Here is a 24,560-nt window from a genome sequence, read left to right on the forward strand (position 1 = left end):
AGGTGGCGCGAAGCGCCGGATGAGGGGGGCGTCAGCCCCAAATCCCTGGCTCTGACGTTCCTCGCCATTCTCACTCATAGAGCGGTCGCCCATCATGCACGGTATCGCCATCGGCATAACCGAAGGCGAAATCGGACCCTGGCAGATGCGGAAATCCGCGAAAATTCAAGATGTTGGAAAATTTCGCGCCACAGGTGCCAAAACTCTTGTCACACCCCGCGGTCACCGTGAACGTATCACCGACCGCCAGCGGCAAGGGCGGCGGCAGCCAGAGCGACAGGACCACCCCGTCCCCACCCACACAATGATCCTCGATATCGCCGGCATGGCCGGCATTCGCGCCGGTGACGAAGCGGCAGACGCCCTGGCGATAAAATCCGCCAAGCGCCGCGTCGAGCCCCGACACCCTGACCTGCGTCTGGCTGAGAACCGCGACAACAGCCCCGCTTCCCCGATAGGCCGGATCGGTCAGGTCGACCTTGCACCAGCCGTCTCCCAGCACCGCATCGCAGCGTCGCCCGTAGATCCGCCCTTGCACCTGGTCGAGCCGATGCGTCAGCCGCCGCAACTCAGCGCGAAACGCTCCGCCCGCCCGCACCACCTCGCCGATCTCCTGCACCCGGAGCAGAACATGCTGTTCCGCCGGCGCCTGCCAGTTGGCCTGGAACACCTCGACCGTTGCGCCGTCATACCGCCCGGCGATCACATCCGCCTCGCTGATCGCCACGCTCGAAAACCCGCCGCTCACCTCGCCCGCCTCGACGGAAAGCCCGCTCGCCGTCTCGCTGTCTGCGGCCTGAAAACCGCTGGCCGCGAGGAAATCGGTGCCATCGAACGTGAGAACATGGTCATGCTCGGTAAACCCCAGCACGATCCCGTCCCGGCGCGTCACCCGCCAGCAATGGCACATCGTCGTGGCATCGCCGGCGAGATGGCTGGCGAGCGCGGTAGGCAGTGTTCTCATGGCTTGATCTCCACCAGCGGTATCGACGGAATGCGCCCGGCCTGGAACTGCGCCAGATCGACATCGATCCGGTCCGTGTCGAAGCGCACCGGCACATCGAATTCAAAGCCCGCCCGCACGATGGCGCCATCGGTCGGAATTTTTCCCGGTACGAAGGTCACCCGTCCACTCGCCGCATCCAGCGCAAAATCCGCTGGCGCCGCATCGACGCCGCCGACCGATAAGAGCAGCGTCCCAACAACCGGCTTGGCAATCTCGCGCGCGCCCGCCCCGCCGGCATCGCCATAGGTCTTGGCGAGTTGGAACACCGCCGTCACCCCGTCCCCCGTCCCGATCTCCTGGTCGACGGCACTCACCGCCTCTCCCGGCGCGCAGGACTTGAAATCCAGCGGGTCGCGAAACCGGAACCCGTAAACCTGCCCCGCCCGCGCCTCGAAGAAGGAAAGCATGGCATAGAGATCGCCGATCGACCTGATACCCGACCCGGCATCATAATGCCGCCGCGCATCGCGCCAGCGCCGGTTGCGGTTCTCGCGGCCGTTCGAAAGGCTGACAATATCCGTTCGCCTGACCGGCCCGCCGCTCGTGCCCAAGGCAAGACGCAGCGGAAACCGGACTTCATGGAAGCCTGTCGACATGATGATGTTCCGTGTGTGGAGTTGAAGGAAAAGAGCCCATGCGATTGTCAGCGCTTGACTAAAACGTATGCAGTGGCACTCTGCACAAACGGGACGGGGCAAGTCCTGTTTCAGTTGATTGCAAGAATTTCAGCTTCCGCGCGGGCCTACTGCATAATTCCTTAAATCGAAATCGATTTAAGGATAAAATTAGGCAGAATATTTAAAGTGTTACAGCGACATTTGCGCGTCATATTCGACGCGCGGCGCTGTAATCCTGGAACGGCGACAAGCATGCAACGCATCATGCAATACAGATTTCATCCCATCGATTCACATCGGCGAACAACACTTAAGTCACAGGAGGAATTCCAATGGCCACGATCAAGCTGGGCAGCAATTTCGCCCTCGACATGCGCAGTTTCAATTACGATATCGATGACCTTCCAGTTCTCACCGGCGCAAGCTACTCTTCTACCTTTATCCGCGGTACCTTTTCCAATGGCGTAAAAGTCTCGATCGAAGGGACCGACTTTACCTATAATAGCAAGGGCCTGCCCACCGGCGGCTTCGTGCGCAAATTCTTCGAAACACAGGGAGGTGTTGATCTGATCTCCGTAACCGGGATCAAGATCTCCGTCGCCAGCATCTTCAAGGCTGCTTCGACACCCACCACCGCCGACGACATCGCACTCTTCAAGGCGGCTCTCGGCGGCAATGACAGCCTCCAGGGCAGCAACAAGGCCGATGTACTGACCGGGCTCGACGGCAACGACAAGCTCTACGGCCGGCTCGGCAATGACAAGCTCTACGGCGGAAACGGCGACGACCTGCTCTATGGCAGCACGGGCCACGACTACCTGACGGGCGGCGGCGGCAAGGATACGTTTGTGTTCCGCAGCCGGTATGATTCCGAAGCCGACTCGGCCAAGCGGGACACGATCTACGACTTCTCCAGCCAGGACAAAATCGATCTCGCCGGCGTCGATGCAAATCATCTGCTGAGCGGCAACCAGGCCTTCACCTATATCGGCAAGTCCGTCTTCCACGGGGTCGCCGGCGAGCTACGCTTCCAAAAGCAGGCGTCCGACACCTATATCTACGGCGATGTCAATGGCGACAAGAAAGCCGACTTCGCCATCCACCTCGACGATGCCATCGATATCCAGAAGGCGTTTTTCATCCTCTGATCCGCGCCTTGCGATCGAAGCTGCCATCGCAGGAGGCCGGGTCATGCCCGGCCTCTTTGCCGTCAGAGGCGGTTCACCGCGTCAGATTCACATCCCCCGCCGCCCGCGCCCCACCGTCCGCGTCAGCATGGCCGCGATCTGCCCCTCGGATTTTCGAAAGCTCTGCACATCCGAGGCCGTCACATTGAAGACGACGTTCATCGCCCCGCCACCGGTCGAGGCCACCCCGAGTGCGCCGTCGGCGCCGCGCTTCAGCGGCAGGATCGCCTCCGAACCCGCCTCCCCCATCAGCCCGGTCTGCCCGTCCATCGGAAAATAGGTCGGCATCGAGACGACGCCACCATCGGCAAACGGCGTCACCCGGCCCGGCACGCCGCCATCGGCAAAGGCGCTGACCCCGCCAAAGCTCCCGGTCAGCCCGGAAAACAGCGACCCGATCGCCCCTTCGAGCGGCTTCAAACCGGCCGAAAGTGCGATCTCCGTCAGCCTGAGCCCCGCGCCCCGCAACACATCCTCCAGCCCCTTGCCGCCCCGCGTCGCCGAAGCCAGCGCCCCGGTCAGTGCCGAGCCGAACGACCGCGACCGATGTTCCAGTTCGTCGAGCACATCGCGCAACGCCGCCGCATCGTCCGTCGCCGCGGCAAAATCCATCTGTTCATCCGCCACGCCCATCTCCTTCCAACCTTGCGGCCGCCGCAACCGGGACCGCCTTCACCCCGCCTACTGCCTACTCACTACCGCCTATTCCCTCTCTCTATCCGGAAACGCCCGCATCAGCGCCTCGAACCCCTGCCGCCCCGGACCGGTCTCGCGCGGACGCAAGCCGCCCATGGCCGCCTGCATCTCGCGCGGCGTCATCATCCAGAAATCCCTTGCCGGCAACCGCAACAGGCAGAGCCCGGTGTGCATAGCCGGTCCCCAGGGAAAGGCCGGCGGCGAGCCGGCGCCCGTTGCGGCGCTCAAGGGTCCGGCGCCTCCTGCGCGCTCCCGAAGGTCGCCGCCAGCAGTTCACCCGTCAGGCGCGCCAGGCCGGCTATGCCGCCCTCGACGCCCATACCGGCGACGTCCTCGTCCGAAACCAGATTGCCGCCGCCGCGAAGACCGGCGCCAAGGATGCGGATCATGTCCTCCGCCTTCAAAAGGCCGGTGGAAAACCGCGCCGCCAGCGCCATCAGGTTGTCGGCGGCGAAGGCGGTTTCCAACTCAGCCAGGCTGCCGAGCGTCAGGCAGAGGATTCTCCGCTCGCCGTCGATCACTGCCTCCACCTCGCCCCGATGCCGGTTGGCGCGGGCCGTAGCTACAATGTGCCGCATCATCGTCACAGCGCCGTAAAGGTCAGCGCGCCCGCCGATTCCAGCGCCGCCTCGAACAGGATTTCGCCATTGTACTGACCGGAATATTCAAGCGCCGTCAGTTGGAAAGCGCCGGTCAGCGTGCCGAAATCGGGAATGACGATCTGCCAGTCGAGGATCGATCCGTTAAAGAAGGCGGCGCGCACCAGCCCGTCCGAGCTCTGGTCCTTGAAAATGCCGGCGCCAGAAACGGCGGCCCGCTGCACGCCTGCCCCACCGAGCAGTTCGCGCCATCGCCCGGTCGATTCCGCGTCGGTCGCATCCACCGTCTCGGCGTTGAAGGCAAGCCGCTTGGAGCGCAACCCCGCCACGGTCACGTAACTGCCGCCATTGTCGATCTTCAAAAGAAGATCCTTCCCCTTCTGCGCCACCATGTCGTTATCCTTTCAGAAACAAAGGCGCCCGTGAGGGACGCCTGTAAAATCATTGTAGAACTTGTGAAACGTCATTCGGTCACCGCGCGAAACCGCATCTCCGCCACATGCCCCTTCGCCCTGGCCTCCCGCCTCGTGCGCGTGCGCCGGTGAAACAGGTTGACCAGTACAAACCCGTCGAGGTCGAGATCGGCGTCGTCGAGCAACGCGCGCACCCGCGCCGCGATCGCCTGAACCGCGAGATTGCCCCCTTCGCCGGTGCGCACCTCAAGCGTCATCAGATGCTCTTCGCCCGGCTCGCTCGCCGTCGACGCGTCGCGGCTTTCGATCGAGGCGATGAAGACGACGGGCCGCTCCATCCGCGCCTGCAGATGGTCCCGCACGCCGTCGCCGCCGATCAACCCGGTCAGCGCCGCGTCATTGGAGAGCGCGAGGAAAATCGCCTTCTGCAAGACTTCAGCGGCGCTCATTGCCTCTCCTCCGTGCAGTTGCAGACCAGGTAGCGCCGCGTCTCGTCCGGATCGTAGAAAGCCCGAACGGTGAACATCCGGCCTCCCTTGCGAAACCGCATGCCGGCGGAAAGATCGTCACGAAAACGGATCCAGAGCCGGTGCGTCACGCTGAAGACCGCCTCGTCCGAACGTTCCTCTATGCGCGTCGCAACCGGTTCGATCCGTGCCCAGAGCGTTGCGAACGTCGTGAAGGTCGTCACAACGCCGCCCTGTCCATCACTGGCGTCGCTGCGCATCTCAAGATCCAGCCGGACCGACAATTGCCCCGGATCCAGTGTCATCGCTCCCATGGTCAAAGCTCCCGGCGCCGGAAAGGCGCGATCAGCCGGTCGTAACCGGCGGGCACGGCGGCCGGCTGACTGTCCGGGCAAACCGCGCCGCGAAACTCGTAGAGCAGCGCCGCATGCAGCAGCATCGCCCGTTTCAACGTGTCGGGAACATCCGTTCCCGTCGAACCGAAACCGGCCGAAAAATCGATCTCGATGCCGTTGATTGCCTGTCCCGGCGCCGGCTGTTTCGGCAGCACCAGCCGGGCCGGCCTTGCCTGACCGTCGAGCACGAAGCCGGACACATCGATCTCCTGCGGCAGCCCGGCTGCATCGTAAACCGTAACGCTCTCAATCGTTTGCACCGGTCCCCTGCCAATCTGAATCACGCGGGACGAAGGCCAGATGTCGAGATACATCCGGAATGTGCGGGTCAGCAGCGCCAGCCCGGTCGCCCGTTCCAGATGCTCGCGCACGGTGCGGATCAGCCCGGTGATCAGCGTATCGTCTGCGCTCAGATCGACACGCAGATGCGCCTTCGTCTCGGCAAGCGTCAGCGGCTCGCCGACCGGCGGCGCCAGTTCGGTAATGGTCATGGAAATCTCCGTCATGGGGATAAAATGGGTGGACGCAGCGGGAGGGGAGCTGCGTCCACCCTCGCGCACACGCAGCAGGGAAGACCGCCGGCGCGAATGGTCGTCACCCTTGAGAAAGGGCAACCTTACGTTTAGTCAAGATGCCGCGAATTTAATAAGCTTGATAGCCTCGAAATTCTGCACCCCGCCGCCGACCCGCTTGGTGGTGTAGAACAGCACGTAGGGCTTGGCGGAATAGGGATCGCGCAGCACCCGAACCCCGGTGCGATCGACGACGAGGTAGCCGGCGGCGAAATTGCCAAAGGCGATCGACGTGCTGTTGGCAGCAATATCCGGCATGTCCTCGGCTTCCGCGATCGGAAAGCCCATGAGCGAGGCCTGCTGCCCGGCAACGGCCGGCGGACGCCAGAGATAATTGCCATCGGCATCCTTGAACTTGCGGATTTCGGCCTGCGCCTTGCGGTTCATCACGAAGGAGGCATTCTGCCTGTGCCCGGCCTTCAGCGCATAGATCGTGTCGATCAGCGTGTCGGAGGGACCGCTCGCCTTGAAAGCGCCGGCGGCGCCCGTCGCGATATAACCGATATTGCCCCAGCTCCAGCTCGCCTCGGCAACATTGGTGTAGCTCAGGAAGCCCTTCGGCTTGTTGGTGCCGTCGCCGGAGACGAAAGCCGTGCCTTCCTGCTCGCCGAAGGCGATGTCGACCTCCGACGCGACCCAGTTCTCGATATCGACCGCGGCATCGTCGAGCAGCGCCGCCGTCGCCGCCGGCATCGCATAGAGTTCCATGGTCGGAAAGGACAGCTCGGCCAGTTGCGGCGTGGCGGTCTGCGGCCGCGCCGCCGTTTCCGCCACCCAGCCGGTCGCCATGCCGGCCAGCGCGAACGGTTTCTTCAGCACCGCGCCCGACACCTGGCGCACAGTCGAAAGCGCCCGGATCGGCGAAACCACCGACAGCCTGCGGCCGATTTCCGTATCCGTCTCGTTCGGCACCAGATAACCGCCGTCGCTGGAAGAGCCGATCGAAAATGCCTTGGCCTCCAGCTCGCGAAGTGCCTGCTCGTCGCCCCTGCGGATATAGCTTTCGAACGCCGCCTTGTGCTCCGTCGCCTCCAGGCTCGCCTCGCCGCTTCGACCGAGCGCCGGGCGCGCCTTCTTCAGCGCCATCTGGTCCATCAGCCGCTTCTGCTCGTCCATGGTGCGCGAGATGCGGTCCATCTTTTCGCGGGTGACGACATCGGCCGTCAGCTTGCTTTCGAGTTCGCCCAACCGGCGGTCGTTGGTTTCCTTGAAGGCTTCGAAGGCCCCCATGAAATCCTCGAACGCGGCGGTCATCGTCTCCGGCGCCGTCTTGATCTCTGGCGCCACCTTCATACCGGGCGCCACGCTGCTCAAATCGCTCATCAGCTTTCCTTCCTGTCAGAGCTTCGTCATCATCATCCGGGCCGCCCGCCGCATGGTGCGCACGAGCTCCGTTTCCTTGTCGCGGAAGAACCGCGCATTCTTGACATTCGACACACGCGCCGAGGGCAGCATCGGAAAGGTCACGATCGAGATTTCCCAGAGGTCGGCTTCGAGGATGCGGCGCACGCCGGTCTTGCCGTCGGTCTTCGCCTTCACCGTCTGGAAGCCGATCGACAGTCCGTCGAGCGCACCCGCCTTCATCAGCATGTGCACCTCCTTTGCGCGGGCAACGCCGGGCGACAGCATGCCTTCGACATAAAGCCCGCGCGCATCCTCCCGGATCGTCTTCCAGGCTCCTAAGGGTTCGCCGGGATCATGCTGGAACAGCATGCGCACCCCGGCTGCACCCCGCCGCGCCAGGGAGTGTGAAAAAGCCCCCGGCTCGATCGCATCCTTACCGAGATCGACCTCGCCGAAGATGCTGGCATAGCCGGAAAACCGTCCCTCCCCGGTCACGCCGGAAAGCGTCAGATTGGCAAACTTCTGCGTTCGCCAGACAGGCATCCTGTCGGTCGTCATGGTTCTCTCCAGAGTTTGATGAATTGCGTCGGGATGAATCGCGAATAGCGAATGGGGAGTAGCGACTGGCGAATAGGGAGCATCAAAAAGTGATCACCAGCGCGCCATTGCTACGCCCGGCCCACCCGCTCACTACCCACTGCCCCCTACTCACTAATCGCTATTTCCCCCTCCCGAACCTTTCCGCCACCCGTGCCGCCGCCCCCAGCACCCACCAGGCCGAAAGGCTGGCCGCCGCCGATCCGGTCAGCATCACTTCGGTGCCGGACAGGCTGCCGGCGATCCCGAGCCTCGAAACCAGCCACAGCCCGACCGGCCCCCCGAAGATCAGCCCGCAGATCAGCCCGGTGAAAAACCGCGACCCGGCTTCGCGTCGGCCCTTCGGCAGCATGTAGACGAGCGATACGGCCGCACCCGCGACCGAGCCAAGGCCCTTGGCCGCCCAGATCCCCGGGTCATTGCCAAAATCAGCCATTTGTTAAGTCCTTGATGCTATTATGGGAATTGACAAGAGATAACGGAACGGCAATCTCCTGCCGCAACGAAAGGCTTCGCTTGACGCAACGTCAAGGCGGTAAAATCCGTGAATCTTTTGAATCGCTTGCGGTCAGATGCTTTGAAACTGAATCAACCAGTTAAAAGATTGAATCCGACCGTCAGGGTCATCAGCGCAAAACATGCGCCAAGCCATTGATGATATTGTTTTTATCAACCTTCGAACTGATCCGGCAGATCGTCACCCTGGTCCGGCGCGATCGGATTTTGTCGTCCATGCCGAATGGCGACCACGACAATAACGCCGCCTCGCTCAGCATAGTCGATGACATAGGGTGCTGTCACATATCGCCGAACGCCGGGCAACAACGGCACAGCTTGGGCCGATTGCGGATATTCCCCGATGATCTCAGCCGCTTTCCGGATTTGCCGAACCAGCGCCCTGGCGGCCCGCTTGTCGAACCGACCAAGATAGGCCTGTTCCGCCCTGAGATAAGCCAATGCCCGTTCAGAGAATTGGACTTTCATCAGGCGGCATCATCTTCCGCCAGACGATCGAGCTCACGCAGAACGACATCGAGGTCGTAAACTTTGCCATCCCTGACGTCTTGGAGACCTTGCGCGATCTCCAGAATCTCCGCACCTTCATTGAGAAGATAATACCGCATCGCCCGCACCATCACCCAACTACGGGTTCGGTCGGATGCGGCGGCGATCGCCTCGATCTCCTGTAGCAAATCGACAGGCAGACGCAGGGTGATCGGGTCGGACAGGACAGGCTTGGCCATCTTCGCTTCCATTTTGTCATACGGCGTATTACAAAATAGCAGCAACACCCCCCTCGCTCAATAGCCCACCGCCTGCCGTTTCTCCTCGTCGCTGAGGAAATCCGCGTCCTTCATTCGCGCCCAGACCTCGCTGCGTTCGCCGGTCAGCCCGGTCACCTGGTCGAGATCCGGCACCAGCTTCAGGCCTTCGCCGAACCGCCCCGCAAGCCAGCCCGACAGCGCCCCGATGCTGCGGAAGATCAGCGGCAGCACGGTCAGCCGGTAGAACGCCCGGTTGGCCTCCTGGTAGTTCGCATAGGTGTTGTCGCCGGGAATGCCCAGCAGCATCGGCGGCACGCCGAAGGCAAGGGCGATGTCGCGCGCGGCACCATTCTTCGCTTCGACGAAATCCATGTCCTTGGGTGAAAGCCCCATCGCCTTCCAGTCGAGCCCGCCCTCCAGCAGCAGTGGACGACCGGCCCGCATCGGACCGGAATAACCCTCGTCGAGTTCGCTCTTCAGCCGGTCATACTGGTCGGCCGACAGATTGCCACCCTCCTTCGGCTGGTAGACCAGCGCGCCGGACGGCCGAGCCGAATTGTCGAGCAGCGCCTTGTTCCAGGTCGCCGCCGCATTGGAAAGGTCGAGCGCCATCTGCGCCGCTGCTAGTGGGGGAAAACCGAGATGATCGTCGAGCGGATGAAACAGCCGCAAATGCAGCAATCCGTCCCCGTCGGCCGAAATCCGCCGCACCATGTTCCCGACCCGATATTCGTAAGCCTCCGGCCAGCCGTCCCTGCCCTCGAGAATGCGCAGCCGGTCCGGTCGCAGCAGATGCAGTTCCCGCACCTCCCCGCCGATCGCGGCACTATCGACATAGGCATTGCCGGCGAGCAGCAGATGACCATAGAGCGTCTCAAGGAAATCGACGCCCGCCATCCGCCCGTTCGGCCGCGCCATCAGCGCCAGCAGCGGATGCTCGCTGCGCTCCTCGGTCCCCTCGTAGAGCAGCAACGGCACGCTGGCCGCGGTCTCCGAAATCAGCCGCACGGCGCGATGCGCCACCGGATTGCGCATGAAGCCTTCGCGCGCCAGCGCCGCATAGGAGCGCCCCGTCCAGTGCGCCCGCCCTCCTGCGCGATCGCGATGAAGCCGGAGCCGGACTTGGTTTCACGCTGAAGCTCTCCCGGGCGACGCCACGGCAGACGAAACGGATTTTTCATGAGATTGATGTCCTTGATTGAAGATCAAGCGAACGTAGAATGCAGTGAAGGGGCCGAAGCCGCTCAGACTGCTGCCAGGCCCCTAAGCCGGTTGTTTGTGAACGTGGTATCCCACCCTCCCTCATCCTCGCCCTTGTGGCGGGGATCCAGCGACCCGACGTCCGTCGGGTCAAAAGACTCTTTCAACCGAAGGATCGGGCTTGCTTTAGATGAGCCGAAGGCCGAATCCGCAACCGCTCGGTTCAATCCGACCCCGTCCGGATCGCCGCCCAATACTGCCGCCCATAGCTGGCCACCAGCGCCGCCCGGTCGCCGGCCGTTGATGATCCGCCGCGCGCCGGTCCAGTCCTGTCGCGCCGGGGAAAAATAGTCGCCGAGCTTGCGGCCGGTAAAGGCGCCTGTCTCCATCCCCTTGAACAGGATATCGACAGCCACGTCGGGCTCCATCGCGCGCTCGGGATGGGCGACGAGATCGATCCCCGTCATCCGGCTCATGCGCTCGTAGTTGGTCCGGTGCGTCAGTTGCACCAGACCGCGCCCCAGCCAGCTTCGTCCTTCCTCGTCCCGTCGCCAGTACGGCACGGAGACGGAGGGCAGCTTTCCGCGCCGCCAGGCGGCGTCCAGCAGCGCCATCGCCCGCTCGTCGCTCGCGGCGAGCGTTTCGCGCACAGGCTGCATCGTGCGGCCCGTCTCGTGATGCGCGGTTGCCAGCATATAGGCGAGAAAACGCTCATCCGCGCCAGTCGGTTCTCCCTCCCACCGGTCAAGTATAAGCGACAGCCCATCGACCTGTTTCTGGTTCAGACGCCCGTCGAAAAGTGATGTACGTACCGCTTGAAAGAAGTCTCGACGCCGGATCGCCATCGCCCACCTCTGTTGTTAATCACACTTGGAAAAAACCTGTCGATCTAAATCGATTTAACGAGTTTAAATCGTTTAAACAGTTTAATCGCCTGATTTACTTTGCGTTTAAGATGTGAGATCGAAATCCAGCAATATGATATTGCCTGAGATCGAGGAGGATCGCATGAACGTCGATGCCAAAAACCCGTCCGATGCCACCCGCTCGACCATCCCCCAGCACATCCTCGATCGCTTCGAGAAGGAATGGCACCAGATGCGCTCCAGTGCGGCCTCTGTGGCCAAATCCTTTCAGCGCGAAGACGACAAGCGCTGATCACTTTTCCCGCGTTCAAAGTCCTGTCGAGAGGGAATCTATCGGGTTCCGCAGACTGCTGGCAAACTCCCAGGCCGGTTGTTTGAGAACGAGCTATCCCCACTTTCCCTCATCCTCGCCCTCGTGGCGGGGATCCAGCGACCCGACGTCCGTCGGGTCAAAAGACTCTTTCAGCCAACGACTCGGGCTGGCTGGATTCCCGTGACAAGCACGGGAAAGACGGAGAGGAAGGTGGCTCCGAACGTCCCAAATGACGTCCGAAATCGTGGAAAGATGACTTTGTCAGCAGTGTGGGGAACCTTTCGGGTTCCGCCGTGTTTGCGCAGGTTGCAATAGCAGATTGAGAGGATCGCATGCCCGCTTCGTCCGTGCCCGCTTCGTCAATACCCGCACCGTATATCTCCCAGGCCCAGTTCGACCGTCTTGAGAACGAATGGCGCCAGATCCGCGAAAGCAGCGGCGCGAGCCCCAAGCCGCAGGCCCCGGGCAAATAATCCCGATCACCCGCCGCGCCGTCATATCCCCCGGACCCGCGGTTCGCCGCCGCCGTCCAGCATCAGCGCCGTCAGCGCCCAGACCAGCGCGTCCAGCCGGTCCGGCGAACGGCCGGATGACAGGCCGTCCGGACCAAAATCGCACATCTGATCTTCCAGTGCCGGAAACGAGGCGGCATGCACCACCCGACCCTGCTCGTAAAGCGCTGCCACCGGCTCGGCCCTGAGCCATTTTCCGCGCGACGCCCGAACAGCCGTCACCGGCAGCTGCGCATCGATGCCCTTGAGCACCGCCGCCACCATGTCGCCGCCCTGGTTCACTTCCGCGACGATCCGGTCGGCGTCGAACCGCTTGTAGGCCCTGACGACGGCATTCGCCCATCCGGCCGGGCTCGCGCCCTCCACCGAACAGTCGGCCACGACCACACCACGCCCTTGGCGATCGAGCCCCGCCACGACAATGCCGCAACAGGAGCCCGGCCCGGTTCCCGCCGGCGGGTCGACCGCGACGACGATCCGACCAAGTGGCCCGGTATCGCGCAGCCGTAACGCCTCGATCCCGGCGCGCGACCAGAGCGCATCCTCACGATCCTCGATCATCTCGCCGTCCAGTTCCTGCCGACCCAGCCGCGTACCGCCATAGCGTCCGGCCATGGCGGCGATGAAGCCCGGCGCCAGGTTGCCTTCATTGTCGCTGGTGCGGATGCGCCGCGTCTGCGTGCCGGGATCGGCCATCAGTGCCTTCAGCACCGGCACCGGCCGCGGCGTTGTCGTCACCAGCGCGCGCGGATCGGCACCCAGCCGCAATGCGAATTGCAGCATGTCCCAGGTTTCCTGCCCATGTTTCCATTTGCCCAGTTCGTCGCACCAGGCATAGTCGAATTGCGGCCCGCGCAGGCTTTCCGGATCCTCGGACGAAAAGATCTGCGCCACCGTCCCGTTCGGCCAGACGAGCCGTCGCCGCGACGCCTCGAAATCCGGCCGGTTGTTTCTCGCGATCCGGCAGATGCCGGAAACCCCATCGATCATCACCTCGCGCGCATCGCCCAGCGTCTCCGCCACCAACGCGATCCGCAGTCCCGGCCGCGCGTCCTTGCCTGCAGCCAGGGCCTGAACCCATTCGGCCCCCGCCCGCGTCTTGCCGGACCCGCGCCCACCCATCAGCAGCCAGACCCGCCAGTCGCCCGGCGGTGGCTTCTGTTCCTCGCGGCCGATCCGGCTCCAGTCGTTGCGAAAACGGATCAGATTTTGAAAGTGCTGGAGACGATCGAAGGGCGGACCCGCCGGCTCCACTTCGACCGACGTTGCGCCGCCAGCGGGATCGTCCGCGTCCGCCTTCATTGACCCGGTTTCACCCCGCATCGCCTCCGAAACACCCGTCCGTATCCCTTGTCCCACAGCCTCCGTTCCGGCATCGGCACCGGGCGCGACGACCGATGGCATGATCGCCGATGGCAAGCTTGGCAACGGCAGGTCAGCAAATTCCGCGCCATCCGTCTGCGCCTTCAAACACACCGTTACGCCCCGAATGTCCGCCCGGACGATGCCGAGGCGCTCCATCGCCGGTGAATAACGCCTTGCCTTCTTTTCAAACCGCCGAAACTCGGCATCAATCTTCCGGCGATCCTCGCGGGGCACCCGCCGTACCACAGCCACCTCCCCCGCCGGAAGGCTCGTGTCCATCCCGTCCGTCAGCACGTGCAGCGCCGGTGGCCTTTCGGGCAACCCGATCCTCGACGCGCTGGTCGAATTCGGCAAGCAGGGCCTTGTAGCTTTCCTCGTCGAAAGCGGCTTCTGCTTGTACTTGTCGGTCATGCGCAATCGTCCTCTGCAGGCTGTCGATCTTTTCCAGCGTCCGCACGATCACCGACATGGCCTCGATCGCCGCCTTGGCATCCGCCTGGACAAGCTTGCGGTCGATCTCCTGCCCCTCCGCCTGTGCCGTCTCGTCAGCCGCGCGCCGCAGCCGCTGGAACTGCTGCATCTGCTCGCGCAATTCCTTCGTCATGCCGTTCAGCATGTCCTGCAGGTCATCGAGCGGCGACACGGCCTCCGCCTTGGTCTCGAGGATCACCCGTCGCGCCAGATCCTCCAGCGCCGCATCCTCGCCCGGTGACACCCCGTCATAAACCGCCGCCTTCGGCCACAGACCGAAGAGCGCCGGATCGAAATCCAGATCAGACATGATGATATTGTCCTTGAATGTTTTCTCACCGCATGGGCGAAGATGTCGGTTCGCCCCTCTTCTCCCCGCCGGGGAGAAGGTGGCCGAAGGCCGGATGAGGGGGCCGAAGGCCACACCACGATACTCCGGCTCCCGCCGAAGCATCCCGCTTCACCCACTTTTCCGACTGTGCAATAACCCTATCAAACGACCGTCACGCCGTCAAGGATTATTTTCCTATTTCAAGAAAATTTTCTCTCCATTGCGCAAATCCCGCCCCGTGTTACACTTCCCGCCATGAGAACCGAGGACTTGGAAAAGCGGGCCTTGGGCCTGCCCGGCGCGGTTGAGAGCGCCCATTTCGGCAAGCGCGATTTTCGCGTCGGCAAGCGCATCTTCATGTCCCTGCCGGAAGCCGGTCGCGCCGTCGTCAAGTTCACGCCCGACCAGCAGAAACTCTTCCTCGAAACCGAACCCGGCCTCTGCGCCGCCGTGCCGGGCGGCTGGGGCCTCAAGGGCTGGACATCGGTCTATTTCTGCGATGCCGACGAGGACGTCATCGACCACCTGATGGAAACCGCCTGGCGCAATGTGGCGCCGAAGTCTCTCGTAAAAATTCCGGCGGAATAATGGCTTAGGACTGCCCCACCGTCAGCGGCCAGTCCACCAGGTAATCCTCGAAATCCTCGACATCGACGTTGTCCTCCGACACGGTGCGGCCGCGCACGGAAATGCCGGCTTGGTGCACGGTCTCCGGATCGCCCGACACGAGCGGATGCCACCAGTAGAGGTCGATGCCGTCACGCACCAGCCGGTAGCCGCAGGTCGGCGGCAGCCAGGTCAGCGTCTCCACTTCCTGCGGCGTCAGCTGGATGCAGTCCGGAACCGTCGCCTGCCTGTTCGGATAGTCCTTGCAGCGACAGCTTGTCCCGTCGAGCAGCGTGCAGCCGATATTGGTCCAGGCGATCTCGCCGGTGTCCCAATCCTCCAGCTTGTTGAGACAACAGAGCCCGCAGCCGTCGCAGAGGCTTTCCCACTCCGCGTTGGTCATCTCGGCCAGCGATTTCGTCTTCCAGAAGGGCAAGTCGCCCATGCCGATTATTCTTCCATCTGTTGAAATTCAGCGACAATTCTACAAAACATTGCCGGATTTTTAAGGCTCATTACCGATATCGACGTAGATTGGAAACCCGGCCCATGCAAATATCGGCCGGGACTTGAAGCCACTAGGATGCGACCGCATTGCAGGATCCAAGCCGAGACGAAGCCCCGGATGTCAATGGAAGCGCCCCGCAGGACGACCGTCCGCGCAAGCGCCATATCCTGTTGCGCATCGACTCGTGGATCGATTCGACCGTCTGGAATGCCGGTTTCCGGCTCGGCGTCTGGTGGGAGGATATCACCATCTTTTCCCGCCGTTTCACCGTGCGCGGCTGGAAGAAGGTGCTGTTCGAGGTGCTCGGCGAGGGGATGACCTGGGGCACGGCCGGTTCCGTGCTGATGCTGGCGCTCGCCCTTCCCGCCTTCGAGGAAACCAAGGGCAACTGGCGGGCCCAGAGCGATTTCGCCGTCACCTTCCTCGATCGCTACGGCAACGAGATCGGCCATCGCGGCATCATCCACGAGGATTCCGTGCCGATCGACGAGTTGCCGGACACGCTGATCAAGGCGGTACTGGCAACGGAAGACCGCCGCTTCTTCGATCATTACGGTATCGATTTCCTCGGCCTTGCCCGCGCCATGACCATCAACGCCCAGGCCGGCGGCGTGGTCCAGGGCGGCTCGACGCTGACCCAGCAGCTGGCGAAAAACCTGTTCCTGTCGAACGAGCGCACCATCGAGCGCAAGATCAAGGAAGCCTTCCTCGCCGTTTGGCTGGAATCCAATCTGTCGAAGAAGGAAATTCTCCGCCTCTATCTCGACCGCGCCTATATGGGTGGCGGCACGTTCGGTGCGGCCGCCGCCTCGCAGTTCTATTTCGGCAAGAGCATCACCGACATCAACCTCGCCGAAAGCGCCATGCTCGCCGGCCTGTTCAAGGCACCGGCCCGCTATGCGCCGCATGTCAACCTGCCGGCCGCCCGCGCTCGCGCCAACGAGGTGCTGACCAATCTCGTCCAGGGCGGCCTGATGACGGAAGGCCAGGTCATTGCCGCCCGTCTCAACCCGGCGACCGTCATCGATCGCGCCGAGGTCAGCGCCCCGGATTTCTTCCTCGACTGGGCCTTCGACGAAACCCGCCGCATCGCCGCCCCCTTCGCCCAGCATTCGCTGGTCGTGCGCACCACGATCGATATGGGGCTGCAGCAGGCGGCCGAGGAATCGGTCGAATCCAGCCTGCGCCAATATGGCGAGAGCTACAGGGTCAAGCAGGGCGCCATGGTGATGATCGAAAATGGCGGCCCGGTGCGCGCCATGGTCGGCGGCCGGGATTATGGCGAAAGCCAATTCAACCGCGCCACCAAGGCGCTGCGCCAGCCGGGCTCGTCCTTCAAGGTCTACACCTACACCGCCGCAATGGAAAAAGGCTTCAAGCCGACGTCCACCATCAGCGACGCGCCGATCACCTGGCGCGGCTGGTCGCCGCAGAATTATTCCAAGGGCAGCTATTCCGGCCGCGTCACCATGCTGACCGCGATCGCCAAGTCGATCAACACCGTACCCGTCCGCCTCGCCAAGGATGAACTCGGCACCGAGGTTATCGCCGAAACCGCGAAAAAGATGGGCGTCGAAACCCCTATCCGCACCGACAAGACCATGCCGCTCGGCACGTCGGAGGTGACCGTGCTCGATCAGGCGACGGCTTACGCCGTCTTCCCGGCCGGCGGCATGCAGTCGCGCCGCCATGGCATCAGCCAGGTCCTCAATTACGCCGGCGATATTCTCTATGATTTCAATCGCGACGAACCGCCCGCCAAGCGCGTCGTCAGCGAAGAGGCCAATGCCTCGATGAACTATATGCTGACCCAGATCCCGATCATCGGCACGGCCCGCAAAGCAGCCCTCGACAACGGCATCGTCGCCGGTGGAAAGACCGGCACGACACAAGCCTATCGCGACGCCTGGTTCGTCGGCTTCACCGGCGATTACACCACCGCCGTTTGGTTCGGAAACGACGACTATACCTCGACCAACAACATGACCGGCGGCTCACTGCCGGCCATGACCTTCAAGCGACTGATGGATTATGCCGAACAGGGCATCGAGCACCGCGCCATTCCCGGCATCGAAAACCCGTTGCCCGGTCCGGGCAAGAAGAAGGAGGCCGAGATCGCCGCCGCCAAGCCCGGCGACGAAAACGCCTTGCCGCCGCTCGTGCGTCCCCGCTCGCTGTCGGGCGACGTGACTCGTCTGCTAAAATCGCTCGGCGAAAAATTCAACGCCGCGCCCGCTTTGAAGGCCCCCGCCGAACTCCCCGGCAAGGTCGCGGAAATCGATCCGCAATCCACCGGCACGGTCATCAAGGGCGGCCGCAATGCGGGGCGGTAACGGGATGAATTTGAAGTTGATGGCCAGCCCCTCGCCCAGTCGCCCCCCTCTGTCCCTCCGGGACATCTCCCCCACAAGGGTGGAGATCATCAGAAAAATTTTTGGCCGCCTAGCTGGTTGGGCACAGAGAGCGCGGTCAATCTCCCCCCTTGTGGGGGAGATGTCACGGAGTGACAGAGGGGGGTACACCGCCGCATTCTCCGAACAATCGTCCCTCCCGTTTCTCCCCGCAAATCCCCGGTAAATCGCTCTTGTTCCGCATCCCCCTCCTCGTCGCCCTTGCTTTGTCCATCGCCTTCGGCGTCGGCATCGTCTCGACCGTCTCGGCCCTGAAGGCAACGGTTGGCTTTGGCGCGATCTCGCTCGGGCCCTGGGTCGCCTTTCCCGATGCGCAGACGGAGAATACCGACCCTTACGCGAAAGCGCATCGGGCACGGGCGGGAAAGCTGCTTTATGGTGGCGCGGAAGGCCTGCAGTTCACGGCGGCGGTCGATACATCGGGCGAACGCCTTTCGTCCGGCTGCACCTATGATATTACCGGCATAACGCCGCCGGCCCGGTTCTGGACGCTCTATGCCACCACCGCCAACGACCAGCCGATGAAGGCGCCGCCGGAACTGCCGACGGCCTTCAATGCCTGGACCGTCCAACGCCAGGCGGACAGTTCCTTCGTGATCCACGTCTCGCCGGTCGCCCAGCCGGACAACTGGCTGGCGATCCGCCGCGTCGGCGCCTTCGAGCTGGTGCTGACGCTGCTCGACACCCCGACCGCCGGCTCCTCCGGCGTCATCGATCTCGCCATGCCGACGATCGTCAAGACGGGGTGCCCGGATGCGTAGCCTATTGTTCGCCATCATCACCGGCCTCGTCGGCGCGGCACTGCTGCATATCGTCATCATCCTGACCTTGCCGCGGTTCACCGGCAAGGACGCCTATAGCCGCGTGCTGGGGCTCTATGAAATGGACAGCTTCTTTTCTCTCACCAACGAGCCCGGGCCGACAGGACTTGCCAATGACGATCCGTTCCTGCGTGTCGCCGTCTGCGGCTTTGCGGTCACGGGCGGTCCCGCCCGCTTCATCGCAAAGGGCTCGGTACCGTTCTGGTCGCTGTCGATCTATGATGCCGATTCCAACGAGGTCTTCAGCATGAACGACAAGACCTCGGTCAACGGCAATCTCGACCTGGTGATGGCCACGCCGATTCAGCTTGTCGATATCAGAAAGACGCCGCCCGAAAGCCTCGCCCAGTCGATCCTGGTGGAGATGCCGGAAGAGGAAGGTTATGCCGTTTTGCGCGCGCTGGCGCCGACCGACAGCTTCGAGGAACCGGTGCGCAATTTCCTGTCGGAAGCGAGCTGCGAGCCCTTCCGCCGGTAACCGTCAACAATGTTCAAAAGTCGGTTTGGGCCGAACAAAGCGGCCTCTGGGCAACAGGGAACAATCGTCCTGCGCCGCAATGTTCACATCTGCACGATGGGCGCAGATGAGTATCTTCGGAAGCGCCGCGGCGGGAAGCGGCACGAACCGGATCATGATGTCAGTGTTTCTTCGCCCTGCTCGGAACGGGCTTGGCCGGGGCTCCGCCCGGATGGCCGTCAAGCCGCTCGTAGCGGATGCCGGTAAACAACAGGATGACGGCATTGCTCGGCACAACCGGTCCCATCGAGGGTTTTGGCGGGGAACGCACGAGGCGGTCCTCTATTCTGATAACTTCTGCCATTCTCGTCTCCAAAACGGTGTTGAGACGGATGAACTACCGTACTGATTTCACCCTGCCCTTGCTGTGGGCTGACGCCTCCGGAACACCGGGTTCCGAACATCTGCGCCTTTCTCGTTTGCTCCTTCTTCCGGGACATCCGGACAATCGATGCATTCTTACATGCGGGATAGCAGGACCGTCGAGTGACCGAACACCTGCCATCTGATTGAGCCATACGATAGTTAATAGCTCCTTAATGGTCAAAACCCCAATCTTAGCGATAGAACCCGCTGTAAGGGCTGATTTGCCCGGTACACTAGCACCGGGCCCCGCTTGCAAGAACAACATTATTGGAAAAGTCCTGCCCGCGCCGTTCCCGACGGAACAGGAGTTATGAACGCATCAACGCCGGAAGAGCATCCCGAACACGAAAGACACACCGGCGACCGCCAGCAATGTGGAGACCGGCTCCTCGCGTACCCGTTCGCGCAATCGTTCCGCCAAGACCTCGGCCTCGGATGTCACGACAGCCTTTGCGCCGGTGCCGATGGCGGAGACGGATTCGGTCAAGCGCGCGATCTCGGCGCGCAGGTCCGAAATCTGGTTGTCGAGATCGGTCTTGGCCGCGCTTGCCTGGAGTTCAGCGTCGTTCGGCACGGTTGCGAATTTCTTTTCGACCATTGTCAGGGCTCCTTTTGCAATGATCCTTTTAACGCGACAGTCGATCATTGGTTCCCTTTAAGCCCAGCATGAAACCGGATGCGGAACGAACCGGCGTGGTTTGCGTTTCGTGGTCAGGCCTGGAAATTCATCAGACCGTGTCATCTCAAAAAAGACACAAAAACAAACGTGTAGTGCCTCACGAACAGCACGGAGCTGTGGCCGGGGGGCCATGTGAACAGGGATGGAACCTCAATGACCCGTCAAAAATATTCAATCAAGGCTCTAGCGCTGGGGGCGATTGCAGCGCTCGCCTCGCTGGTGCCTGCCACGGCATGGGCCGTGGAAGGTTTTGCCACCGCCAATGTCAACATGCGCTCCGGACCCAGCACCCGTTATCCGGCGGTCACCGTCATTCCCGTCGGCACATCCGTCGAAATCCACGGGTGCCTTTCGGATGTGCCGTGGTGCGACGTGTCCTTCTATAACGGTCGCGGCTGGGTTGCCGGTCGTTACGTGCAGGCCGAATATCGTCAAAACCGTGTCTATGTGGAGCCGAATTATTACGACAATCTCGGCATCCCGACGGTCACCTTCGAACTTGGTACCTACTGGGACCGCAACTATCGTAACCGCAATTTCTACCGCGAGCGTGATTACTGGCGCCGTGGTCATGACGGCGACCGGGTGCGCGACCGCGACCGCCGGCCCCGCGACAACAATTACGAACGGCCGCGTCGTGATAACAACTACGAGCGTCCCCGCCGCAACAACGATGATATCTCCATCGGTCGCCCCCGTCGTGGCGACAACGATAACAATGTCGAACGTCCCCGTCGCGACCGGGATCGCGACCGTATTGACAACCGCCGGGGCGACAGCGACCGCGATATCCGGAACCGCGAAAATCGTCGCGAACAAGAGCGGAACCGTGCCGAACGCCGTGATCGCGATAACGACAGAAATCAGTTCCGCAACGATCATCGTCGAAACGACGAACGCCGCAACAGCGACCGTCGCAGGGATTCCGACAACAGGGACAAAGTCGACAACAACCGGGGTCGGGACGGTGGAAACAACGACCGTGGCCGCCGTTGCCGCCCGGGAAGTGAAAACTGCACGTGAGGTCGTCCATTCAGGCTTCAATCCAAAGGCAGGCGGCTTGAAAAAGCCGCCTCAGACTGCTGACAAACTCCAACGCTGATTGTTTGAGGGCGTGGCAACCCCACCCTCCGTCATTCTCGCCCTTGTGGCGGGAATCCAGCGACCCGACGTCCGTCGGGTCAAAAGACTGTTTCAGCTCAAAGACTTGAGTTGGCTGGATTCCCGTGACAGGCACGGGATGACGGAGGAGATGGTAGTCGCAGAATGTCTTAAGCGACCTTCTGGGCGTCAGGAAATGACTTTGTCAGCAGTCTGAGGCGGCTTGAAAAAACCGCCTGTTCCCGTTTTCACGATGACGGCCCCGACGAAGTGACGCGACTGGAACAAAATCATCCCGCATGAGTTGTTCTCTCTTCTTGGGAGGGTATCATGCTTCATGGTCCGCAGCCGCATTGGGCAGGAGAGTATCGCCGTCGGCAATGCCGCAAGATGCTGGCGCCAGCCATCAGTGTCCTTGCCGAACATGCTCATCTTTCCGGATGGACGATCGAGGAGGTTCTGATCGCCATCGGCGACATCGCCGACGACCAGCTTTTCGACACCACCGCCCCCTCGCCGGCCACTTTCATTGAAAACGACGATGCACGCGCCGAGAAAGCGGTGGAAAAGCTTTATCCGTTGCGCGCTTCCCCGATGTCGTATCGCCGGTAAAGGGAATGTTAACCACGTCCGCGTAGGCTGGAAACACATTCAGCCATGATCGGCCAGATCGACATTCAATCCGTCGGCGCCAATGTTTTCAGCGTTTTAGCCTGTTCAACTCTTGGTGTCGCCCTCATCGTTTGAAGATAACCCTCCGATCCTTGCCTGAAATTTCGGTCCCTGTTCAGACATCGGCTCGACCCGGTGCCCCAGATTGGGAATGTGATGTTTTGCGTATGAGTGGGTGTATCAGTGGCGGACCGGTTTCGTGAGTTGGAAAGGCCGCAGGCGGGGCGGCTGAAGGACGTGGTCCTGATGGCGACCGTGACCGGATTCGAAGGGTTGCGGCATCCGCGCCGCAACGATCTCAAGCAATTCGCCGAACTGTTCGACCCGCTGTTTTCCGCCTCCAGCGACGAAGCTCGTCGCCAGACCGCCGCTGCACTGTCGCAGTGCCCGCATGTGCCGCAATCGGTCGCGCTGCGGATCGGCAACGCACCGATTTCCATCGCCGCCATCTTCCTCACCCGCTCGACTTCGATGACCGACGCGACGCTGATCGAGATCATCCGGACCCAGGGCCCGGCCCATGCGACCGCGATCGCGCGGCGTGAAAACCTCTCGGTCCAGGTGGTCGATGCACTGGTCGAACGGCGCCAGACGGGGACCGCTCCGGCAAAACAACAGGACGAAGCGTCCAGGCCGGCGCGACCGGACATACGCCTGCGCGAACCTGCCTCTTCCGACCCGACTGAAACGCGATTGCTGCGCGAAGAGCAGTTGCGCTCCGATATCAAGAACCTTGCCCGCACCGCCGTCACGGCCCACGCGCCCGCTGCCCAGCCTGGTCCGGCGATTGAGCCGATCAATGCGCTGCACGAGGCCCTGCTCGTCCGCTTTGCGCGTTCGCGTGAGGCCAATCTCTTCGCCGCCAGCCTTGCGGCCGCGCTTTCGGCCGGCCCGGAACTCGGCGAACGTATCCTGCTCGACATTTCCGGTCAGCAACTCGCCACTGCGCTGACCGCATTGGAAATGCCGCCGGAGGATAGTCTTTTCGTCCTGTCAGCCTTCTATCCGGATCTCACTGAGCGCCATGCCGGCACCACGCGCGGCGATATGCTGCTGGATTCACTCGACCTTCCGGCAAGCCGCGCCCGTGTGCAATCCTGGTTGCAGGCCGAGCAGGAAGAAAAATCCGGCGCCACCTACCAGCCGCATCTCGCACCCGATCGCGCCGCCGATCCGCGCCAGACCGCCGCTCGGCAGGACGCATCGGCACGCCGTCTCGTGGACGCCCGCAAAACCCGCGCGTTCGGTCGCGGCCGCTGATGAGCTAATCGTCCTTCCCGACCACGACGTCGAACAGGTCGCCGCGTTCGTCCACCTCGATCTCGACCACCCAGCAGTCCGGATCGAAGCGGATTTCGCGCGCGATCGCCTCGTCGACCATGTGAGATTCGACTCCTTCCATGCGGATTTCGAACAGCCGGTTCGGGGAGGGTTCCTCGAAAAAGCTCTGCGGTGCGGGAGCATAGAGTGTTTCAGTGCCAAGGCGCGACCGTTGGCGAATGAAGATCGCGCCGGCTTCCTCCGCTCCCTTGTGCAGCACGGCCGCATAACCGCCGAGCGTAAAGACGCGGCGAACGAGTGCGGAAACGACGATATCGGATTTCAGGCGCATGCGGCGGTGATACACCGGCGCGGATCAGCGTGCAAATCGCCGTTCCCGATGGAATGGACCATGTTCACGCCGGTTTTTCAGCCTTCGCGCGCAACCGCGCTTCCTTCAGCGCTTCGGTCTTCTTCCTGTCGGCGGCAACCCGCATTCCTTCGCTGGCGGTCGCCGTCGCCTTGGCCTGGTCAAAGTCGCCACGAGGCGATGCACCACGAGGCCTGCGATTGGGTATCTGGAACTGTGTCATGCGTTTTCTCCGACATTCGCGTTCCGGATCCGCAACCCCTGTCGCACCACATCCAGGAATTGCCCTTCTTGAAATGGTTTGGGCAGCCAGAGCGGCTGACGAAACGTGGCGGGGATGTCGCCGGGATCGGCACCCGAACAAAAAACGATGGGAATATCGCGGTCCTGCAGGAGCAGGGCGACATCCGTGCAATCTCCATCCCTCAACTGAAAGTCCAGAACCGCGATCGACGGGGTCTGGGAAGAAAGCCACGCCATTGCGTCTAAACATGAAGCTCGGACCTCAACAGCGAAACCCCCACCTTGCAGGATTTGTTCCATGTCGAGTGCAATAAAAGGCTCGTCTTCCAGTACGAGTATGGTTGGAGCGCGAGGCTGTGCGGACGCCATTTTAGCTCGTAACGCCTCAATGAAATCCGGCCCTCCCCCATCGGCGGATTGGGCAAGCACGACAGCCGCCGCCACAGCCTTGCGCCCATCCTTGTCGGAAATGTCGGATCCCCGCTCCGCGCACCATTGGCGAACGGCTGCGATCACCGTGCCGGCTTGGGGTACCTTGAGGAATAGCAAATCAAGAAGAGACATGGCTCTGCTCCATTCGATTGGGCAAGAGCAGAATGTCTCTTAAACAGTCACGGCCGGGAATGATATTGGCGTAGTGAGACTGGTGTTTTAGTTATACGCTACAACGCTCCAAATCGCATTAAAAAATTTAAATCCGCTGGTCGAATGTTCGGCGTCGTGTCGAAGAGCGTCTGGTCATTTCCCACGATGATAAGCGTGACACTGTCCGGGCCCTTCAAGGAGAGAA

General features: G+C 62.2%; 31 protein-coding genes and 2 pseudogenes. 9 read left to right on the top strand and 24 right to left on the bottom strand.

Features of this window, described 5'->3' with window-relative positions:
- Window positions 1-70: 70 nt before the first annotated feature.
- Together ACST81_RS17520 and ACST81_RS17525 are read right to left on the bottom strand one after the other, a co-directional pair.
- Window positions 71-964: a DUF2163 domain-containing protein gene (locus ACST81_RS17520; RefSeq protein WP_438749450.1), complete on the bottom strand. Its 894-nt coding sequence runs from the start codon at window positions 962-964 to the stop codon at window positions 71-73.
- On the bottom strand, window positions 961-1,602 hold the full coding sequence (locus ACST81_RS17525; RefSeq protein WP_438749451.1) for a phage distal tail protein, Rcc01695 family: 642 nt from the start codon (window positions 1,600-1,602) through the stop codon (window positions 961-963). Before ACST81_RS17525 ends, ACST81_RS17520 begins: the two co-directional genes overlap by 4 nt.
- Window positions 1,603-1,955: 353 nt before the next feature.
- Between ACST81_RS17525 and ACST81_RS17530 the strand changes: the two genes are divergently transcribed.
- Window positions 1,956-2,771 (top strand): calcium-binding protein, encoded by an 816-nt coding sequence (locus ACST81_RS17530; protein ID WP_438749452.1) that lies wholly within the window; start codon window positions 1,956-1,958, stop codon window positions 2,769-2,771.
- A gap of 87 nt (window positions 2,772-2,858) precedes the next feature.
- On the opposite strand, the gene ACST81_RS17535 is transcribed toward ACST81_RS17530, so the two are convergent.
- From ACST81_RS17535 to ACST81_RS17600, 14 genes and pseudogenes are all read right to left on the bottom strand, one after another.
- Complete coding sequence (locus ACST81_RS17535; protein ID WP_438753650.1) at window positions 2,859-3,422, bottom strand: phage tail tape measure protein; 564 nt, start codon at window positions 3,420-3,422, stop codon at window positions 2,859-2,861.
- Between the two features lie 90 nt (window positions 3,423-3,512).
- A complete protein-coding gene (locus ACST81_RS17540) occupies window positions 3,513-3,734 on the bottom strand; it encodes a rcc01693 family protein (RefSeq protein WP_438749453.1) in 222 nt (73 codons plus the stop codon).
- Window positions 3,731-4,087 (bottom strand): gene transfer agent family protein, encoded by a 357-nt coding sequence (locus ACST81_RS17545; protein ID WP_438749455.1) that lies wholly within the window; start codon window positions 4,085-4,087, stop codon window positions 3,731-3,733. Before ACST81_RS17545 ends, ACST81_RS17540 begins: the two co-directional genes overlap by 4 nt.
- Window positions 4,088-4,089: 2 nt before the next feature.
- On the bottom strand, window positions 4,090-4,497 hold the full coding sequence (locus ACST81_RS17550; RefSeq protein WP_438749456.1) for a phage major tail protein, TP901-1 family: 408 nt from the start codon (window positions 4,495-4,497) through the stop codon (window positions 4,090-4,092).
- A gap of 71 nt (window positions 4,498-4,568) precedes the next feature.
- A complete protein-coding gene (locus tag ACST81_RS17555) occupies window positions 4,569-4,967 on the bottom strand; it encodes a DUF3168 domain-containing protein (RefSeq protein ID WP_438749458.1) in 399 nt (132 codons plus the stop codon).
- Window positions 4,964-5,299, bottom strand: a complete 336-nt coding sequence (locus ACST81_RS17560; protein ID WP_438749460.1) for a phage head closure protein — start codon at window positions 5,297-5,299, stop codon at window positions 4,964-4,966. The genes ACST81_RS17555 and ACST81_RS17560 overlap by 4 nt, the downstream gene beginning before the upstream one ends.
- A gap of 2 nt (window positions 5,300-5,301) precedes the next feature.
- Complete coding sequence (locus ACST81_RS17565; RefSeq protein WP_438749462.1) at window positions 5,302-5,871, bottom strand: head-tail connector protein; 570 nt, start codon at window positions 5,869-5,871, stop codon at window positions 5,302-5,304.
- A gap of 135 nt (window positions 5,872-6,006) precedes the next feature.
- Window positions 6,007-7,275: a phage major capsid protein gene (locus ACST81_RS17570; protein ID WP_438749463.1), complete on the bottom strand. Its 1,269-nt coding sequence runs from the start codon at window positions 7,273-7,275 to the stop codon at window positions 6,007-6,009.
- A gap of 15 nt (window positions 7,276-7,290) precedes the next feature.
- Window positions 7,291-7,854 (bottom strand): HK97 family phage prohead protease, encoded by a 564-nt coding sequence (locus ACST81_RS17575; RefSeq protein WP_438749464.1) that lies wholly within the window; start codon window positions 7,852-7,854, stop codon window positions 7,291-7,293.
- A 160-nt stretch (window positions 7,855-8,014) separates the two neighbouring features.
- The gene (locus ACST81_RS17580; protein ID WP_438749466.1) at window positions 8,015-8,329 is read right to left on the bottom strand and encodes a DUF6107 family protein; all 315 of its coding nucleotides are present in this window, start codon (window positions 8,327-8,329) and stop codon (window positions 8,015-8,017) included.
- A gap of 233 nt (window positions 8,330-8,562) precedes the next feature.
- Entirely contained in the window at window positions 8,563-8,877 is a 315-nt protein-coding gene (locus tag ACST81_RS17585) for a type II toxin-antitoxin system RelE/ParE family toxin (protein WP_438749468.1), read from the bottom strand.
- On the bottom strand, window positions 8,877-9,137 hold the full coding sequence (locus ACST81_RS17590) for a CopG family ribbon-helix-helix protein (protein WP_438749471.1): 261 nt from the start codon (window positions 9,135-9,137) through the stop codon (window positions 8,877-8,879). Before ACST81_RS17590 ends, ACST81_RS17585 begins: the two co-directional genes overlap by 1 nt.
- Before the next feature lie 57 nt (window positions 9,138-9,194).
- Window positions 9,195-10,339 (bottom strand): annotated as a pseudogene (locus tag ACST81_RS17595) (phage portal protein).
- A 242-nt stretch (window positions 10,340-10,581) separates the two neighbouring features.
- Window positions 10,582-11,203, bottom strand: a pseudogene (locus ACST81_RS17600) (hypothetical protein).
- Window positions 11,204-11,366: 163 nt separating this feature from the next.
- Here ACST81_RS17600 and ACST81_RS17605 point away from each other — a divergent pair.
- Window positions 11,367-11,516: a hypothetical protein gene (locus ACST81_RS17605; protein WP_438749472.1), complete on the top strand. Its 150-nt coding sequence runs from the start codon at window positions 11,367-11,369 to the stop codon at window positions 11,514-11,516.
- A gap of 515 nt (window positions 11,517-12,031) precedes the next feature.
- Here ACST81_RS17605 and ACST81_RS17610 read toward each other — a convergent pair.
- Together ACST81_RS17610 and ACST81_RS17615 are read right to left on the bottom strand one after the other, a co-directional pair.
- Window positions 12,032-13,351, bottom strand: a complete 1,320-nt coding sequence (locus tag ACST81_RS17610; protein WP_438753652.1) for a DNA-packaging protein — start codon at window positions 13,349-13,351, stop codon at window positions 12,032-12,034.
- A gap of 268 nt (window positions 13,352-13,619) precedes the next feature.
- A complete protein-coding gene (locus ACST81_RS17615; RefSeq protein WP_438749474.1) occupies window positions 13,620-14,195 on the bottom strand; it encodes a hypothetical protein in 576 nt (191 codons plus the stop codon).
- A gap of 276 nt (window positions 14,196-14,471) precedes the next feature.
- Between ACST81_RS17615 and ACST81_RS17620 the strand changes: the two genes are divergently transcribed.
- Window positions 14,472-14,804 carry an MmcQ/YjbR family DNA-binding protein gene (locus tag ACST81_RS17620; RefSeq protein ID WP_438749476.1) on the top strand — a complete coding sequence of 111 codons (333 nt, stop codon included), beginning with the start codon at window positions 14,472-14,474 and terminating at the stop codon, window positions 14,802-14,804.
- A gap of 4 nt (window positions 14,805-14,808) precedes the next feature.
- On the opposite strand, the gene ACST81_RS17625 is transcribed toward ACST81_RS17620, so the two are convergent.
- Complete coding sequence (locus ACST81_RS17625; protein ID WP_438749478.1) at window positions 14,809-15,267, bottom strand: YcgN family cysteine cluster protein; 459 nt, start codon at window positions 15,265-15,267, stop codon at window positions 14,809-14,811.
- Window positions 15,268-15,416: 149 nt separating this feature from the next.
- Here ACST81_RS17625 and ACST81_RS17630 point away from each other — a divergent pair, with 149 nt between their 5' ends.
- The 3 genes from ACST81_RS17630 (at window position 15,417) to ACST81_RS17640 (ending at window position 19,040) form a co-directional block, all read left to right on the top strand.
- On the top strand, window positions 15,417-17,663 hold the full coding sequence (locus tag ACST81_RS17630) for a transglycosylase domain-containing protein (RefSeq protein WP_438749479.1): 2,247 nt from the start codon (window positions 15,417-15,419) through the stop codon (window positions 17,661-17,663).
- A gap of 251 nt (window positions 17,664-17,914) precedes the next feature.
- Window positions 17,915-18,502, top strand: coding sequence for a DUF1214 domain-containing protein (locus ACST81_RS17635; protein WP_438749480.1), 588 nt, complete (start codon window positions 17,915-17,917; stop codon window positions 18,500-18,502).
- Window positions 18,495-19,040, top strand: a complete 546-nt coding sequence (locus ACST81_RS17640; RefSeq protein ID WP_438749481.1) for a DUF1254 domain-containing protein — start codon at window positions 18,495-18,497, stop codon at window positions 19,038-19,040. The genes ACST81_RS17635 and ACST81_RS17640 overlap by 8 nt, the downstream gene beginning before the upstream one ends.
- 160 nt (window positions 19,041-19,200) lie before the next feature.
- Here the strand turns inward: ACST81_RS17640 and ACST81_RS17645 are convergent, their stop codons facing one another.
- On the bottom strand, window positions 19,201-19,383 hold the full coding sequence (locus ACST81_RS17645; protein WP_438749484.1) for a hypothetical protein: 183 nt from the start codon (window positions 19,381-19,383) through the stop codon (window positions 19,201-19,203).
- Between the two features lie 381 nt (window positions 19,384-19,764).
- Window positions 19,765-20,043: a hypothetical protein gene (locus ACST81_RS17650; RefSeq protein ID WP_438749485.1), complete on the bottom strand. Its 279-nt coding sequence runs from the start codon at window positions 20,041-20,043 to the stop codon at window positions 19,765-19,767.
- A 255-nt stretch (window positions 20,044-20,298) separates the two neighbouring features.
- Between ACST81_RS17650 and ACST81_RS17655 the strand changes: the two genes are divergently transcribed.
- The 3 genes from ACST81_RS17655 (at window position 20,299) to ACST81_RS17665 (ending at window position 23,157) form a co-directional block, all read left to right on the top strand.
- On the top strand, window positions 20,299-21,147 hold the full coding sequence (locus tag ACST81_RS17655; RefSeq protein ID WP_438753653.1) for an SH3 domain-containing protein: 849 nt from the start codon (window positions 20,299-20,301) through the stop codon (window positions 21,145-21,147).
- 408 nt (window positions 21,148-21,555) lie between these two features.
- Window positions 21,556-21,837 (top strand): hypothetical protein, encoded by a 282-nt coding sequence (locus tag ACST81_RS17660; protein ID WP_438749487.1) that lies wholly within the window; start codon window positions 21,556-21,558, stop codon window positions 21,835-21,837.
- A 243-nt stretch (window positions 21,838-22,080) separates the two neighbouring features.
- A complete protein-coding gene (locus ACST81_RS17665; protein WP_438749489.1) occupies window positions 22,081-23,157 on the top strand; it encodes a DUF2336 domain-containing protein in 1,077 nt (358 codons plus the stop codon).
- 4 nt (window positions 23,158-23,161) lie between these two features.
- Here ACST81_RS17665 and ACST81_RS17670 read toward each other — a convergent pair whose 3' ends face one another.
- The 3 genes from ACST81_RS17670 to ACST81_RS17680 form a co-directional block, all read right to left on the bottom strand.
- Window positions 23,162-23,509 carry a DUF1491 family protein gene (locus ACST81_RS17670; protein ID WP_438749491.1) on the bottom strand — a complete coding sequence of 116 codons (348 nt, stop codon included), beginning with the start codon at window positions 23,507-23,509 and terminating at the stop codon, window positions 23,162-23,164.
- 64 nt (window positions 23,510-23,573) lie between these two features.
- A complete protein-coding gene (locus ACST81_RS17675) occupies window positions 23,574-23,750 on the bottom strand; it encodes a hypothetical protein (protein WP_325463358.1) in 177 nt (58 codons plus the stop codon).
- Entirely contained in the window at window positions 23,747-24,334 is a 588-nt protein-coding gene (locus tag ACST81_RS17680) for a response regulator (protein WP_438749492.1), read from the bottom strand. Before ACST81_RS17680 ends, ACST81_RS17675 begins: the two co-directional genes overlap by 4 nt.
- Between the last annotated feature and the right edge of the window lie 226 nt (window positions 24,335-24,560).

Source organism: Pararhizobium sp. O133 (genome assembly GCF_051669845.1).
In the GTDB taxonomy this organism is placed as follows: Bacteria; Pseudomonadota; Alphaproteobacteria; order Rhizobiales; family Rhizobiaceae; genus Pararhizobium.